Raw genomic sequence first — 12,358 nt, 5'->3', positions numbered from 1 at the left:
ATGCCTCACCGGAGGTGGTGCTGGGGGGACGCGAGGATCGTCCGCGCGACCGCGGCGATGGCCCCGTTGAAGGTGGCGTCGACCTTGGCGCCCTCGGACACCCCGGCCACCGCGAGCACGAGCTTCTTCTCCTTGGCGCTGAGCTTCTGGTGCACCAGCTTCATCGCCAGCGCGTCCACGTACGCCCCGGCGGTCGCCGGCGGCTTCGCCACCAGCTTCTCCGGCTTGACGTAGGTGAACTGCTTGCGCCAGCCGCCGAGCAGCTCGCCCGCCTCGTTCCAACCGTCGACCATGGTGCCGGCCGAGGTCCACGCGAGGTAGACGTCGGCGTAGCCGTCCGGCGTGGGCTTGCCCATCGGGTACTGGCCCAGCTCGCGCATCTTGTCCTGGACCTGCCGCAGGCCCTGGGCGAACGGCGCGCGCCGCTTGTCGCCGTCGAACCCGGCTGTCGCGTCCGGCCCGACTCCGAGCGACCGGTACGTGGCCACCAGGTACTCCATCGGGCGGCGCACCTTCTGCCCGACCGCGGCCCAGAACTCCGAGGAGCTGAACAGCGTGGCCAGCACCGGGCGGATGTTGCCCTTGTTGGTGGTGTACGCCTTCGCCAGCCGGTCCACGATCGACTTCGGCGGGGTGTCGGAGACGAACCGGGTGGCCAGGTTCTGCGCCACGTACTTCGCGGTGGACGGGTGCAGCGCGATGTACCGGATGTAGGAGTCGATCACCTGGTCGGCGACCTTCGGGTCGTTCGAGGTGTTGGCGTGGCTGAACCCGAGGATCTTGACCTTGCCGACGTAGTGCCGGTCGGCGAAGAACATGTACTTGCCGTCGGCGACGCCCCGACCGGTCTGCAGCATGGCGGCCTGCCGCACGTCCTTCTCGGTGTAGCCGCCGTCGACGCCGACCGAGTAGAGCTCCAGGTTCTCCCGGGCCAGATTCTCGTTGATCGCGTCCTTGCGCGAGTCGACCTGGTTCAGGTAGAGCAGCAGCGCCGGGTGCTTGTTCGCGGCGACCAGCATGTCCGGGTAGCTGCCCAGCGCGTGCTTGCGGATGACGTCCTTGTCGAAAGCGTTGCGGTAGTTCTCGCCGCCGTCGAAGTCCGCCGCCACGTGCAGGAAGTCGTTCCAGAAGTCGACCATCACCTCGAAGAGCTGGCGGTCGGACCAGATCTGCCGGGCGATGCTGGCGTCCACCGTCTCCCGGGCCGGGTCGACGCCGCGCTCGTTGAGCTGCTCCCGCTGGTCGCGGAGCTGGGTCGGGCTGAGCTTCAGCGAGGGCAGGTCGGCCAGCTTCAGCTCGCCCTTGGTCGGGGCGATCTTCTCCGGCTCCAACTGCTGGCGCAGCCAATTGTCGATGCCGAGCTTCTTGATGTCGGCGATCACCTTGGGCGTCGGGCCGAACGTGGCGCGGCGGGCCAGGTGGGTGATCGGGTCCTTGGAGAGCACCGTCTTCACGGTCACCTGGGTCGCCTCGGCGGCGGCCGCCGGGCTGCCGAAGAGGCGGCCGCCGCTCGGGGCGTTGCGCTTGAGCGCCGCGCCGGCCCGCGAGCCCATGTAGCTCTCGTTCTGCTCGGTGTAGGTCCGCACCGTGCTGGGCTGCTGTCCGCTGGGCCGGGCCTGGGTGCCGTCGGTGGTCACCGTGCCGGTGGCGTCACCGGCCGCCGGGCCGTCGGAGAACAGGCCGCGGAGCTGCGGGGAGAGGGCGAACGCGGCGCCGCCGGCGACCACCGCCGCGCCGCCGAGCGTGGCGAGGGCACGCCGCCGGCCACGGTTCGGCGCGTCGTCGGAGTCGTCGTCCAGAGTGGGCAGACCCGGCCCGGCCGGCGGCGGGTACCCACCGGCGGGCTGGCCGTAGCCGCCCTGCTGGGGGTAACCGCCCTGCTGGGGGTAACCGCCCTGCTGGGGGTAACCGCCCTGCTGGGGGTAACCGCCCTGCTGGGGGTAACCGCCCTGCTGGCCGTAGCCGCCCTGCTGGGGCGCGGGGCCGGCGGGGGCGAAGCCGTTCGGGCCGACCCACTGCGGGCCCGGGGCGGGCTGGGGCGTCGGCACGGGGTACCCGCCGGCGTACGGTGCGGCGGGGTCCAGGTCGCGGTGCCCGTCCGGGTGGGGGTGCTGGTATCCGTCCCAGCCGCGGTCGTCCCGGGGTCGACGCGGTGGCACGTTCAGGTCGGCCATGTACCTATCCCGTTTTCTTCGAGCGCCGGCACGCCTGTTACCCGGGGGTTGGGTGGCAGGGGCGGCGACGGTTGCCGGAGAGTTGCTACGGGAAGGTAGCCACCCCGTCCCGGCAGCTCAAGGCGGGCCGGAAGCGCGCCCACGCGCACTTAAGACGGTGCTCAGGCCCGGGGCGGGACGCCGACCGCCGGCGGCCGGGCCCACCCCCGTCCGGAGCAGGGCCGACCCGGGCGCGGATCGCCCGGACGCGAGGTTTCGGCCCGCCGTGGGGTCGCCGGCCCCGTTCCCGACAACAGGGAAACTTAAGGTAGGGATAAGCCTGCGCTGAGGCGCCCGGCCGGTGCGTGCGCGGCTGTCCGACCCGCGGAAACAAGCAGCAGCGGCGGCGCGTGACCCCCCTGGGATCCGGGTATGCCGCCGAACCGCTGAAGCCGTGAGGGGAAGGCACACCGCCATGCTCAGCCAAGAGGATCAGCGCAGGTTCGAACAGATCACCCGCCAGCTTCGGGAGAGCGATCCACGGTTCTTCGCCCGGTTGGACAGCCGGCTCAAGGGCCGCCGGGGCCGGTACATGATGCTGATGACCATCGTGCTGTGGGCCTCGCTGCCGGCGATGACCGTGCTCGCCGGGCGGTTGGCCGGAGCGATCTGCGCCATGGTGCTGGTCGCCAACGCCGCCCTGATGTGGCGCTTCCGCCGCCGCCTCCTGTGAGTGCAAGGAAGGGCCCCTTCTTAACGCCTCCGGTAGAGGCGGGGCCCCCTCTTAACCGTTCGGTCCTTCGCCGAAGGCCCGGTACGCGCGGCGGAGCCGCTCGGCCAGGCCCGGACCGCCGATCTCCGGGTCGGGCGGGCCGAGTTGCCGCAGCAGCAGCTCCGGGCCGGTGTCCAGGGTGGGTGGTCGGTCGGGCAGCGCCACCGGCGGGAGCCAGAACCGGTCCAGTTCCTCGGCCGGATCGACCGCCGGCAGCCCGGCCAGCGCCCGCGCGGCACCGGTCACCGGCACCGGCGTCCCGACCGACCGGTCCGCCGGCCCGGCCGGGTCCATCGCGTCCGTCGGCCCCGCCGACGCGGTCCCGTGGACCCCGACGTCGCTCGGCGCCGCCGCGCCGCCGGATCGGACGCCGCGCAGCGTACGCAGCCGGTCGAGCAGGTCGGCCCGGGACCGGCCGCGCCAGTGCAGCAACCGGAACGGGTCGGCGTCGAACGCCTCGGCGAGCAGGTAGAACGTGGCCGCCAGGTGCTTGCACGGCACCGCGAAGTCGGGGCAGCCGCACCGCTGCGTCAACTCGCCGAACTCGGTCGGGAACAGCGGCGCGCCCGCCGCAGCGAACAACTCCTCCAGCTCGGCCGGCAGGTCGCCGGCGAGCAGCCGGGCGCTGAAGAACGCCTGCCCGGCCAACTCCTCCTCGATCCGCCGCCACACCTCCTCCGGGTACGCGGCCAGCCCGATCCGCGCCGGGTACGGGCGCGGCCGGGACCCCTGCACCTCGGCGGTGACCAGGCCGGGCGAGACGTCCAGCCGGAGCACCTGACCCCGGCGCGCGTACGCCCGGCCACGGGTGAGCCGGGAGCCGAGCGCGAACGACTCCAGCACCGCCAGGAAGCGCCGGGACCACCAGGACCGCCCGATCGCGCCCCGGGTGCTGCGGGCCCGCAACCCGCCCTCGACCCGGCGCGGCGGCCCGTAGTCGTCGAAGCTCGGGCTCACTCGACCACCGCCCCGGCCTCCAGCGTGAACAGCTCCCGCAGCGTGTCGGTGGACAGCTCGGTCACCCACTGCTCCCCGCTGCCCACCACCGACCGGGCCAGGCTCCGCTTGTCGGCGATCATCGCGGCCACCTTCTCCTCCACGGTGCCGGCGCAGACGAACTTGCGTACCTGCACCCGCCGGCGCTGGCCGATGCGGAACGCCCGGTCGGTGGCCTGGTCCTCGACGGCCGGGTTCCACCACCGGTCGACGTGCACCACGTGGTTGGCCGCGGTCAGGGTGAGTCCGGTCCCGCCGGCCTTGAGCGAGAGCACGAACAGCGGCGGGCCGTCGGGGGTCTGGAACCGGGCCACCATGGCGTCCCGGTCGGCCTTGCCGACGCCGCCGTGCAGCAGCAGCACCTCCCGACCGGTACGCGCCGACAGGTGCCCGCGCAGCATCCCGCCGAACTCGGCGTACTGGGTGAAGAGCAGCGCCTTCTCCCCCGCCGCGAGCACCTCGTCGACGATCTCGTCGAGACGTTCCAGCTTGCCGGAGCGGCCGGCCAGGGCGGAGCCGTCGTGCAGCAGTTGGGCGGGGTGGTTGCAGACCTGCTTGAGCCGGGTCATGGTGGCCAGCACCAGCCCCCGGCGTTCGATCCCGTCGCTGGACTCGATTTTCGCCATCATGTCGTCGACGACGGCCCGGTAGAGGGCGGCCTGCTCGGCGGTGAGGTTGCAGAGCACCTCCATCTCCAGCTTCTCCGGCAGGTCGGTGATGATCGTCGGGTCGGTCTTGAGCCGGCGCAGCACGAACGGGCCGGTGATCCGGCGCAGCCGCTCGGCCACCTCGGCGTCGCCGTGCCGCTCGATCGGCTCGGCGAACCGCTTGCGGAACACCGCGGCCGGGCCGAGCAGCCCCGGATTGGCGAACTGCATGATCGACCAGAGGTCGGCGAGGCGGTTCTCCACCGGCGTACCCGTGACCGCGACCCGGTGCCGCGCGGGCAGCGACCGGACCGCCTCGGCCTGCCGGGTCGCGGCGTTCTTGATCGCCTGCGCCTCGTCCACCACCACCCGGTGCCAGTCGACGCCGGCCAACTCGAGCGCGTCGCGGGCGGCCACCGCGTAGGTGGTCACCACCAGGTCCGCCGCGCGCACGGCCGCGGCGAACTCCTCCCCCCGGGCACGCTCGGCGCCGTGATGTACGTGTACGCGCAGCTCCGGCGCGAACGTGGCGGCCTCGCGCTGCCAGTTGCCGACCAGCGACATCGGACAGACCAGCAGCGTGGGCCCGGCGTCCGGCGGGTCACCGGCGAGCAGCGCGAGCAGCTGCACGGTCTTGCCCAGCCCCATGTCGTCGGCGAGGATCCCGCCCAGCCCGAGCGACTGGAGGAAGGCCAGCCAGGCCAGCCCGCGCCGCTGGTACGGCCGCAGCGTCCCGACGAAGCCCGGTGGCGGGTCGGCCGGGGTGAGCCGCCGCTCCGCCTCGCCGGCCAGCAACTCGCCCAGCGCGCCGTCGGCGACCACGTCCAGCACCGGCAGCTCACCGCCGCTCTCCTCTCCGGTGAGCCCCATCCGCAGCAGGTCGGCCACGGTCAGCTCGCCCGAGGACCGGAGCAGCCGCAGCCCGGCCTCCAGGCGTTGCGGGTCCAGCTCGACCCACCGGCCGCGCAGCCGCACCAGCGGCGACTTCAGGTCGGCGAGCGAGGCCAACTCCTCGGCGGTGAGCGGCTGGTCGCCGAGGGCCACCTCCCAGCGGTAGTCGACGAGCGCGTCCAGGCCCAGCCCGCCGGCCGTGGTGGCGACGGCCCCCGGCGCGGTGCGGCTGCGGGCGCGCAGCCGCGCGCCCAGGCGCGACGAGGACCGCCGCCACCAGGACGGCAGCAGCACACCGAAACCGGCCGCGTGCAGCACCGGCGCCCCCTCGCGCAGGAACCGGTGCGCGCCGTCGGCGTCCAGCTCCATCCCCTCCGGCGCGGCGGTCCGCAGCGCCGCGTCCACCTCGGGCCAGAGCCGGCTCGCCCGGCCCAGCTCGGCCAGCAGCGTCTCCTGCGGGTCGACGCCGCGGGCGGCGAGCGCGGGCGCGGGCCGTTGCCAGATGTGCGCGGCCTCCACCACCAGCCCCGGCTCGTCGGCCGGGTACAGGCCGAACTCCAGCAGCCAGGTGCCACCCTCGACCAGCTCGGCGACCGGGTCGACGGGCGGTTCGACCAGGCGGAACGTGGCTCGTACCACCCCGCCGGCGGCGTCGCGCTGCCAGGCGTCCAGCCCGGCGCGCAGGGTCGCCAGCGCGGCCGGCTCGGCGGGGAACTCGCGCTCCGGGCCGGCGAGCGCGGCCAGCCAGCGCGGCACCGGGCCGCCGGGCCGCATCCCCCGGTGCAGTCGGGTGTCGGCCAGAGCCACCCGGGCGGCGGCGTCGACGAGCGCGTCCAGCGCGTCCGCCACCAGCTCACCCGCCCCCGGGTCCTCCGCCTGCCCGGCGACGACGCGCGGGTCCGCCGGTTTGGGTGCACCTGTCGCCGTCCGGGCGACAACGGACGCGCCCGATCCGGCCGGCTGCCACTCGCGGGCGGCACGGGCCGCCGGGGGCAGTGCGGGCGCCAGGTCCCGGGCCCAGGCCGCGTCGGTGCCGGTGAGCAGCGGCAGCCAGAGCGCCCGCGCGGTCGCCCCGTCGGAGTCGTCCACCACCCGCACCCGGCGCCCCGGTCGAGTGGGGCGGTGAGAGGGGGACCCTTCTCTACCGGAGGCGTTAACCGGGGGCCCCTCCTTGCAGCCGGGGAGCAGGCGGCCGCGGGTGACCAGGTCGGCGGCGAAGTCGGCGAGTTCGGCCAGGTGCCGCAGGCTCGCCCCGACCGGGTCCGGCAGGGCGGCGCGCAGCAGCGCGTACGCGGCGTCCGGGGCGTACGCCAGGGCGGGGACCCGCCAGCCGGCGCGGGTGACCGGACCGCGAGCCGGCTCCTCGACGGCGGCCCGGACCAGCTCCGGGGACTCCACCGGCGAGCCGGCCCGGGTGGGTAGGCCGAGCAGTACGGAGATCGGCTCGCCCGGGGTCCCGTCGAGCGCGGCGGCCAGCGTGGCGTGGTCGGCGGCGAACGGATGCGGCCGTTCGCGCGGGGCGCGGCCGGGTCGGCGCGGGGCGCGGGCCGGCAGCGTGCCGTCCTCGGCCCACAGCGCGAGCCCGGCGCCGGGCAGCCACAGCCCGTGGATGACCAGCACGCAGTTCCCCCTCGACGACGCCCGGGGGCCAGGATAGGCGGCCGGGCGCGGTTATCGTCGGCGCCATGGTCGACCTTCTCGTGATCGGCGGATTGGGCGTGGACGTCCGCGCCCGGGTGCCCGCGCTGCCGCTGCCCGCCGCCGACTCGCTGACCGTGCCCCCGGTCGAGCTGCGGATCGGCAACACCGGCGCCGGGGTGGCGCTGGCCGCGCACGCGCTCGGCCTGCGGGTGACGCTCGTCGACGTGCTCGGCGCCGACCCGGCCGGCGACGTGGTGCGGGCGGCGCTGGCGCGTACCTCGGTGCGGGCCGTGCTGGTCGACGCGCCGGCCGGCACCCGGCGCTCGGTGAACCTGGTCGACCCGGCCGGTCGCCGGATGTCGCTCTACGACCCCCGGCCCTGGTCCGGCCCGGCGCCGTTCGCCGACGCCGAGCTGGCCGCGCTGGTCGCCGAGGCCGCCCACACGCACGTGTCGATCATGGATTGGGCCCGGGACGCGCTGCCGGTGCTGCGCGGCGCGGCGTCGCTCTCCACCGACCTGCACGACTGGGACGGCGAGAACGACTACCACCGCCCGTTCGCCGAGGCCGCCGACCTGGTCTTCGTCAGCGACGTGCAGCTGGGCGAGCGGGCCGGCGAGGAAGCCGCCGCGCTCGCGCCGCGCACGGTGCTGGTCACCGGCGGGGCGGCCGGCGCGACGCTGCACACCCCGGACGCGCCGCCGGCGCACGTGCCCGCCGCGACGCCGCCGGCGCCGGTGGTCGAAACCAACGGCGCCGGGGACGCGTTCGCCGCCGGCCTGATCGCCGCCCGCCTGCGCGGGGCCGCCCCGCTGGACGCGGCCCGGTACGCCGCCCGGGTGGCCGCCGCCGCATGCGCCCACGACGGGATGGAGTATCCGGACGGGCTGCTCCCCCGCGCCTGAGGCTCAGATCGCGCCGGTCTCGCCGTCGGTCAGCTCGCGCAGGATGTCGGCGTGCCCGGCGTGCCGGGCGGTCTCCTCGATCAGGTGCACCAGCACCCAGCGCAGCGACACCTCACCGAGCTGCGGGTGCGGCACCACGTGGTCGAGGTCGACGCGGGCGGCGATCGCCCGGGAGCGGGCGCAGGCCGCCTCCTAGGCCGTGGCGAGCCCGGCGACCGTGTCGTCGGGGCCGAGCGTGTGGCTGGCGTCGGCGTCGGCCTGGGAGGTGAGGTAGACGTCGCCCGGCTCCGGGGCGAACAGCCGGCGGAACCAGTTCGTCTCGACCACGGTCAGGTGCTTGAGCAGCCCGGTCAGGGTGGTCAGCGAGGGCAGCAGACGCCGGGCGGCGTCGGCGGCGGTGAGACCGCGCGCCTTGCGCAGCACGGTGGCGCGGTGGAAGTCGAGGAACGCGTCGAGGACCGCCCGTTCGTCGCCCGTGCGGGCGAGAACCGGACCCAGTGTCGGATCGATCGTCGGGGTCGCCATTGGCGAACCCTAGTCGCCCTGAGGGGCGGCCCGCTGCCCCGCTATCCGCTGCGCGCGCCCGCCGGTCGGGGCAGGATGGGCCCATGGCTTCCACGGTGCAGATCCCCCTGGTGGGCGGCGCGGCCGACGGTGACAGCGTCACGGTCGAGCTGGACAGCAACGGCCGCCCGCCGCTGACCCACCACCACCTCGGGCCGGGCGGGCTGGCGGAGGCGCAGATCTACGAGCTGGAGTCGGGCGACCGGCCGGACCACGAGTGGGTCTACACCTGGCGCGGCCCGGCGGTCTGACCGCGCCGGCTCAGGCGACGGGCGTCAACGCCCGGGCCCGGATGCTGTCGAGCACGCTGCGGGTGACCTGCGAGGTGCCACGCGCCTGGTCACAGACCTCGGCCACCCGACGGGCGGTTTCGTCGGCCCGGGCCGACCGTTCGTCCCACAGGCGGTCCACCTCGGCCAGCAACGGGCCCTCCACCTCCCGTTCCATGCCGCGCAGCGCCGGCACGCCGAGACGCTGGGCCAGGTCGAACACCTTGCCGGCGTAGGGCAGTGGCAGGAACGGCGTGTTCATCATGGCGGCGAAGATCAGGAAGTGCAGGCGCATGCCGACCGCCAGGTCGAAGTGGCGCATCAGGCCGAGGATCTGCGCCGGCCGGTAGTCGCCGTGCAGGATCCGGCCCCGGTCGGCCGCGATCATGTGCGACAGCACCCCGTGCGAGTGCCGGATGTCGTCGCGTTCCATCGGCACGAAGAGCACGTGCGCGTCGATGCGGTGCACCAGGAAATCCCCGATCTGGGCGAGCAGCCGGTGGTAACCGTCGACGTCGAGACGTTCCGCGGCCCGGCCGGGCTCGCGCACGCTCAGCCCGACCAGCCGGGAACCGGCCGGTACGCCCTCCTCGCGCAACCACTGCGCGGGGAACTCCTCCGGCTCCAGCAGGAAGGCCGGGTCCCCGGTGACGGTGATCGGGTTGACCAGGCCGGCCTCCTCCAGCACCATCCGGGACTCCTGGTCGCGGACGGTCACCTCGACGGCCTGCGCGAGCGTCTCGCGCACCATGCCGGTGTCCACCCCGTCGGTGAGCGGGCCGACGCCGACCGCGTAGGTCAGCAGCGGCAGGCCCCGCTCCTGGGCCACCCGGACCACCCGCAGGTATCGCCGGGCCTCCTTGTCGTAGAGGATCCCGCCGCCGCCCAGGATGAGCAGGTCGAGCTGGTGGAGCACCTGGGACGAGTCGACCCGGCTGACGCCCTCCCACGGCACCGCCTCGACGTCGGGGTGGGCCAGCGCGGTGTGCGCGGGGTTGCGGGAGAACACGATGATCCGCGCGTTCGGCTCGTGCTGGCGCAGGTCGGCCAGGAGACCCGTGAGGATCGCCTCGTCGCCGAGGTTGCGACCGCCGTACGACCCGAGCACGCCGATGGTCAGTCCGGTGCCTTCGGTCATCCGATGCTCCTTCCCAGGGGCGTCCGGACCAGCGTTCCCGCGGTACGCGGTGGGGTAACCCGGCCGGAGACCGGGTCAGGGGGCGAGCGCCGCGCCACCGACCAGGCGGGAGACCAGGGTGGAGACCACCTGATCGGGGTCGAACCCGGCGTCGACCGAGGTGGTCAGCAGGTCGAGCAGGAGCCCGTCGACGGCGTAGTGCAGCAGCGCCACCTCGTACGCCCCGCCGGGCAGGCCGGCGGTGACGTGGAAGGCGACGTCGTCGGCGTACCCCCGGCGCAGCACGTCGCCGAGCGCGGCGCGCAGCTCGGGCCGGCGGGCGGCCTCCAGCCGCAGCTCCAGCAGCGCCCGGGTGAGGTCCGGCTCGCGGGTGGTGCGGGCGACGACGTCGCGCAGGTAGTCGGTGACCAGGGCGATCGACGGTTCCCGGCGACCGAGGTCGGCCAGCACGGCCGGGTCGGGCGCCATCCGGTCGAAGATCCGCTCGGCCAGGCCGGCGAGCAGCGCGGCCCGGGACGGGAAGTAGTTAGAGGCGGTGCCGGTGGGCACGCCGGCCTCGGCGTCGACCGCCCGGTGGGTCAGCCCCCGCGCGCCGGCGGTGGCGAGGACCCGCAGGCCGGCGTCGGCGAGCAGGGTACGGCGTTCGGTGTTCCGGGCCACGCGGCACAGCCTAGCAACAACCACGACAGGTGTTGTACATTCGCTGATAACCACGACAGCCGTCGTGGTTATCTCGGACATCGGAGTCGGTTTGCGCACGCTCGTGTACTTCGTCGCCAGCACCCTCGACGGCTTCATCGCCGCCCCGGACGGGTCCTTCGACTTCCTCCCGCTGGAGCCGGACGTGGCGCCCTACCTGGTGGCCGAGTGGCCGCAGACGCTGCCCACGGTCGCCCACGCCCAGCTCGGCGTGCCGTCGGAGCCCGCCGGCCGCTTCGACACCGTGCTGATGGGTCGCGCCACCTACGAGCCGGGCCTGAAGATCGGCGTCACCAGCCCCTACGCCCACCTGAAGCAGTACGTCTTCAGCCGCTCACTGCCCCCGGCCGACTATCCCGACGTGGAGGTGGTGGCCGGTGACCCGGCGGCGTTCGTCCGCGACCTGAAGGCGCGGCCCGGCGGCGACATCTGGCTCTGCGGCGGCGGGCAGCTCGCCGGGCAGCTCCTCGACGAGGTCGACGAGCTGGTGGTCAAGCTCAACCCGGTCGTCGTCGGCAGCGGCATCCCGCTGGTGGAGCGCGGGTTCGCGCCCAGCCGCTTCGCGCTCACCTCCGCGCGTCCCTTCGACGCCGGCGTGGTGGTGCTGCGCTACGCGCGGCGGTAAGGAGGGGACCCTGTTAACGCATCCGGTAGAGAAGGGGCACCATCTAACCGCGAGGCGTTAACAAGGGGCCCCTCCTTAACCGGTTGCCCGCGCGGACGGCAGCACGCACGGTGGAACGGTGAGCAGCCCGACGAAGACCCGCATCACGTGGCGCGACCTGCCCGCCCACGTCCGTACCGCGGTCGAGGCCATCCTCGACGACCGGGTGGTGGCGGCCGAGTCGCAGCCGGGCGGCTTCTCCCCCGGCACCGCCGACCGGGTCCGCACCGCCCGCGGCGGGCGGGCGTTCGTCAAGGCGGTCAGCCCGGCGCAGAACGACCGCAGCCCCGCCATGCACCGCGCCGAGGCCCGGATCGCCGCCGCCCTACCGGCGACCACCCCGGTGCCCCGCCTGCTCGGCAGTCACGACGACGGCGAGTGGATCACCCTGGTCTACGCCGACGTCGAGGGCCGACACCCGGCCACCCCGTGGCACGCGACCGAGCTGACCGCCGTGCTGTCCACGCTGGAGACGGTGGCCGCGTCGCTCACCCCGGCCCCCGCGGTCGCGACCACCACCGCGGCCGAGGCGCTCGCGCACGACTTCGGCGGCTGGCGGCGGATCACCGACGACCCGCCCGCCGACCTCGACCGCTGGGCCCGCGCTCACCTGGGCGAGCTGTGCGCCGCCGCCGACCGGGGCCTCGCCGCCCTGGCCGGCGACACGCTCTGCCACCTCGACGTCCGCGCCGACAACCTGCTGCTCGGCCCGGACGACACGGTCACCGTGGTCGACTGGCCGTGGGCCTGTCGCGGGCCGGCCTGGCTGGACACCCTGCTCGCCGTCGTCAACGTGCAGGTCTACGGCGGCCACGACCCGGACGCGCTGCTCGCCGCCTCGCCGCTCACCGCGCACGTCGACCCGGCCGACCTGACCGGGGCGCTCGCCGGCTTCACCGGCTTCTTCCTCGACGGCGCCCGTCAGCCGCCGCCGCCCGGCATCCCGACCGTGCGGGCGTTCCAGCGATTGCAGGGCGACGCGCTGCTGCCCTGGCTGGCCCGCCGGTTGGGCGAATAAG

10 protein-coding genes and 1 pseudogene are annotated in these 12,358 nt (G+C 74.7%); 5 read left to right on the top strand and 6 right to left on the bottom strand.

The genetic code is table 11. The annotated features are described in order from the left end of the window. Positions 1–5: 5 nt before the first annotated feature. Positions 6–2,174, bottom strand: a complete 2,169-nt coding sequence (locus O7618_RS02490; protein WP_278104321.1) for a DUF1800 domain-containing protein — start codon at positions 2,172–2,174, stop codon at positions 6–8. A gap of 454 nt (positions 2,175–2,628) precedes the next feature. Between O7618_RS02490 and O7618_RS02485 the strand changes: the two genes are divergently transcribed. Beyond that, positions 2,629–2,886, top strand: a complete 258-nt coding sequence (locus O7618_RS02485; RefSeq protein ID WP_278104320.1) for a DUF3040 domain-containing protein — start codon at positions 2,629–2,631, stop codon at positions 2,884–2,886. 51 nt (positions 2,887–2,937) lie between these two features. Here O7618_RS02485 and O7618_RS02480 read toward each other — a convergent pair whose 3' ends face one another. Further along, positions 2,938–3,882, bottom strand: coding sequence for an SWIM zinc finger family protein (locus O7618_RS02480; RefSeq protein WP_278104319.1), 945 nt, complete (start codon positions 3,880–3,882; stop codon positions 2,938–2,940). Further along, a complete protein-coding gene (locus O7618_RS02475) occupies positions 3,879–7,079 on the bottom strand; it encodes a DEAD/DEAH box helicase (RefSeq protein WP_278104318.1) in 3,201 nt (1,066 codons plus the stop codon). The genes O7618_RS02480 and O7618_RS02475 overlap by 4 nt, the downstream gene beginning before the upstream one ends. A 65-nt stretch (positions 7,080–7,144) precedes the next feature. Between O7618_RS02475 and O7618_RS02470 the strand changes: the two genes are divergently transcribed. Beyond that, entirely contained in the window at positions 7,145–8,005 is an 861-nt protein-coding gene (locus O7618_RS02470; protein ID WP_278104317.1) for a carbohydrate kinase family protein, read from the top strand. Between the two features lie 3 nt (positions 8,006–8,008). Here the strand turns inward: O7618_RS02470 and O7618_RS02465 are convergent. Further along, a pseudogene (locus O7618_RS02465) lies at positions 8,009–8,530 on the bottom strand (DinB family protein). 83 nt (positions 8,531–8,613) lie between these two features. Between O7618_RS02465 and O7618_RS02460 the strand changes: the two are divergent. Continuing rightward, the gene (locus O7618_RS02460) at positions 8,614–8,820 is read left to right on the top strand and encodes a hypothetical protein (protein WP_278104316.1); all 207 of its coding nucleotides are present in this window, start codon (positions 8,614–8,616) and stop codon (positions 8,818–8,820) included. Between the two features lie 10 nt (positions 8,821–8,830). On the opposite strand, the gene O7618_RS02455 is transcribed toward O7618_RS02460, so the two are convergent. Together O7618_RS02455 and O7618_RS02450 are read right to left on the bottom strand one after the other, a co-directional pair. Further along, positions 8,831–9,976: a polysaccharide pyruvyl transferase family protein gene (locus tag O7618_RS02455; RefSeq protein ID WP_278104315.1), complete on the bottom strand. Its 1,146-nt coding sequence runs from the start codon at positions 9,974–9,976 to the stop codon at positions 8,831–8,833. Positions 9,977–10,051: 75 nt separating this feature from the next. After that, positions 10,052–10,636: a TetR/AcrR family transcriptional regulator gene (locus tag O7618_RS02450; RefSeq protein ID WP_278104314.1), complete on the bottom strand. Its 585-nt coding sequence runs from the start codon at positions 10,634–10,636 to the stop codon at positions 10,052–10,054. Positions 10,637–10,727: 91 nt separating this feature from the next. Between O7618_RS02450 and O7618_RS02445 the strand changes: the two genes are divergently transcribed. Both O7618_RS02445 and O7618_RS02440 read left to right on the top strand, forming a co-directional pair. Then, positions 10,728–11,300, top strand: coding sequence for a dihydrofolate reductase family protein (locus O7618_RS02445; RefSeq protein ID WP_278104313.1), 573 nt, complete (start codon positions 10,728–10,730; stop codon positions 11,298–11,300). A gap of 118 nt (positions 11,301–11,418) precedes the next feature. Beyond that, a complete protein-coding gene (locus tag O7618_RS02440; protein WP_278104312.1) occupies positions 11,419–12,357 on the top strand; it encodes a phosphotransferase in 939 nt (312 codons plus the stop codon). The last annotated feature ends 1 nt before the right edge of the window (position 12,358 follow it).

Origin of the sequence: Micromonospora sp. WMMD980 (genome assembly GCF_029626035.1) — a bacterium.
In the GTDB taxonomy this organism is placed as follows: domain Bacteria; phylum Actinomycetota; class Actinomycetes; order Mycobacteriales; family Micromonosporaceae; genus Micromonospora.
The sequence above is the reverse complement of the archived record's forward strand: the minus strand, read 5'-3'. Positions and strand labels throughout refer to the sequence as shown.

Excerpts from the sequence above, each read along its gene's own strand:
- O7618_RS02470 (WP_278104317.1), top strand. The coding sequence starts at position 7,145 with ATGGTCGACCTTCTCGTGATCGGCGGATTGGGCGTGGACGTCCGCGCC.
- O7618_RS02455 (WP_278104315.1), bottom strand. The coding sequence starts at position 9,976 with ATGACCGAAGGCACCGGACTGACCATCGGCGTGCTCGGGTCGTACGGC.
- O7618_RS02490 (WP_278104321.1), bottom strand. The coding sequence starts at position 2,174 with ATGGCCGACCTGAACGTGCCACCGCGTCGACCCCGGGACGACCGCGGC.
- O7618_RS02485 (WP_278104320.1), top strand. The coding sequence starts at position 2,629 with ATGCTCAGCCAAGAGGATCAGCGCAGGTTCGAACAGATCACCCGCCAG.
- O7618_RS02460 (WP_278104316.1), top strand. The coding sequence starts at position 8,614 with ATGGCTTCCACGGTGCAGATCCCCCTGGTGGGCGGCGCGGCCGACGGT.